1 protein-coding gene and 1 pseudogene are annotated in these 2,594 nt (G+C 74.1%); both read left to right on the forward strand.

Translation table 11 applies throughout. The features are described from left to right. Positions 1-317 (forward strand): annotated as a pseudogene (locus N4P33_RS34480) (hypothetical protein); the annotation flags it as partial. Positions 318-442: 125 nt separating this feature from the next. Continuing rightward, positions 443-2,594 (forward strand): protein translocase subunit SecD (gene secD / locus N4P33_RS34485; RefSeq protein ID WP_260830855.1); only part of this gene is annotated, 2,152 nt, incomplete at its 3' end.

A 2,594-nucleotide genomic window follows, 5' to 3' on the forward strand; every position in this document is an offset into this window, starting at 1 on the left:
GCCCGGCAGGGCACGCCCTCATCGCCGCCCCGACGGCCCCGGACCCCGGCCCCGACGTCCCGGCCTTCCACTCCCCCGGCACCCAACCGTCCGCCGACGACACCTGTGTCGTCGCCCCGCCCGTCCTCCTGCGCGTGCCACGGGATGCCGGTGAGCGGAGTGTGCCGGCGGCGCCCCTGCTGTTCACTCCCCCGTACACCCCCCGCGTCCCGCCGCGCCCGGCGGCGCCCGTGCCGGTGGCCGGGAACGCGCCGCCGGCCGCAGCGCATCTTCCCTCCGACCTCGGACGGGCGCCGCCCGCACCCTCCAGCACCTGAGGTCCCTCTTTCCGCTGCACTTCTCTTCTCCGCCGTGCCCCGCGGGGCATCGGCGTGCCTGCTGGAGGCAACAAGTGAAACGTCCCGCCCGGCTCAGGGCGCTCTTCGCGCTGGCCGTGATCGCCATGTCCGTGTTCATCGCCGTCACCGTCCCCGTCCGGCTCGGTCTGGATCTGCGCGGCGGTACGCAGATCGTGCTGGAGACCCGCTCCACCCCCGCCGCCGAGGCCGACGCGGCGGCCACCGACCGCACGCTGGAGGTGCTGCGCGGCCGGGTCGACGCGCTCGGCGTCGCCGAACCGACCCTGGTCCGCTCCGGCGCCCACCGGATCATCGTCGAGCTGCCCGGCGTCCAGGACCCGCGCAAGGCCGCCGACGTCCTGGGCCGCACCGCCCAGCTCTCCGTCCACCCCGTACTCGCCCCGGACGCACCCGAGGCGCGCGGTGAACGCACCCTGCCCGACGAGTCGGGTCAGCGTCTCCGTCTGGGTGCACCCGCACTCACCGGCACGGACGTCAAGGGCGCCGAGGCCCGCTTCGACCAGCAGGGCGGCGCCGGCTGGCACGTCACCGTGGACTTCGAGGACGGCAAGGGGTGGGCCCGGCTGACCGGCGAGGCCGCCTGCCACCCGGCGGGCGATCCGCAGCGCCGGGTCGCGATCGTGCTGGACGGCAAGGTCATCTCGTCGCCGCAGGTCGACCGGTCCGTCTCCTGCGGTGCCGGCATCACCGGCGGGTCCACGCAGATCACCGGTTCCTTCACCAGCGACGAGGCGCGCGAGCTGGCGCTGCTGGTGGAGGGCGGTGCGCTGCCCGTGCCGGTCGAGACGGTGGAGCAGCGGACCGTGGGCCCGACGCTGGGCGCGGAGGCCATCGAGGCGAGCGCCCGGGCCGCCGTCCTGGGCACCGCCCTCACCGCGCTGTTCCTCATCGTCGTCTACCGCCTGCTCGGCTTCCTCGCCACACTGGCGCTGGCCTGCTACGGCGTGATCTCGTACGCGGCTCTGGCGGCGCTCGGCGCGACGCTGACCCTGCCGGGTCTGGCCGGTTTCGTCCTGGCGATCGGCATGGCGGTGGACGCCAATGTGCTGGTCTTCGAAAGGGCGCGCGAGGAGTACGGCAAGCGCGCACGGCCCAGCGGCCGCTCGGCGCTGACCGCCGGTTTCAAGGGCGCGTTCAGCGCGATCGCCGACTCCAACATCACCACGCTGATCGCGGCGGCGCTGCTGTTCCTGCTCGCCTCCGGCCCGGTGAAGGGCTTCGGCGTCACCCTGGGCATCGGCGTGCTCGCCTCCATGATCAGTGCCCTGGTCGTCACGCGCGTGCTGGCCGAGTTCGCGGTGGCGCGGGGCTGGGTGCACCGCCGTCCCAAGTTGACCGGTCTGGCCTCCCTCGGCCGGGTCCGTACGTACCTCACCCGTCGCGACCCTCAGCTGATGCGCCGTCCGCGCCGCTGGCTGGCGGTGTCCGCCGTGCTGCTCGTCGTCACCGGCGCCGGAATCGCCGTGCGGGGGCTGCACTTCGGGGTCGAGTTCACCGGCGGCCGTCTGATCGAGTACGCGACGGCCTCCTCCGTCGATCCGGACCGGGCGCGTGCCGCCCTGGCCGACGCCGACTTCCCGCAGGCGGTGGTGCAGTCCTCGGGTGATCACCGGCTGACGGTGCGCACCGAGGAGCTGAGCAACGCCGAGGCGGCCGAGGTCGCCGACGCGATCGCCGAGGTGGGCGGCGGCGCGGAGAAGGTGCGCGACGAGCTGATCGGCCCGAGCCTCGGCGAGGAGCTGCGCCGCAACGCGCTGATCGCCCTCGGTCTGGCCCTCGGCGCCCAGCTGCTGTATCTCGCCGTCCGGTTCCGCTGGATGTTCGGCACGTCGGCGGTCGCCGCCCTGGCGCACGACGTGGTGATCCTCACCGGCGTCTTCGCCTGGCTGGGCAAGCCGGTCGACGGGGTGTTCCTGGCCGCCCTGCTGACGGTGATCGGCTACTCGGTGAACGACTCCGTGGTCCTCTTCGACCGCGTCCGCGAGCTGCGCCGCCGGGACCACAGGGCGCCCCTGGCGCAGGTCACGAACCGGGCGATCCTGCAGACCCTGCCGCGCACCGTCAATACCGGGATCGGTGCCGCCTTCATCCTCACCGCGCTCGCCGTGCTGGGCGGCGACTCGCTCACCGACTTCGCCCTCGCCCTGCTGATCGGGCTCGCGGTGGGCACGTACTCGTCGGTGTTCACGGCCGCTCCCCTGGCGATCGAGTGCGAGGGGCGGGCCGGCACGCGGC

The sequence above is a fragment of the Streptomyces sp. 15-116A genome (assembly GCF_025290915.1).
Taxonomy (GTDB): Bacteria; Actinomycetota; Actinomycetes; order Streptomycetales; family Streptomycetaceae; genus Streptomyces.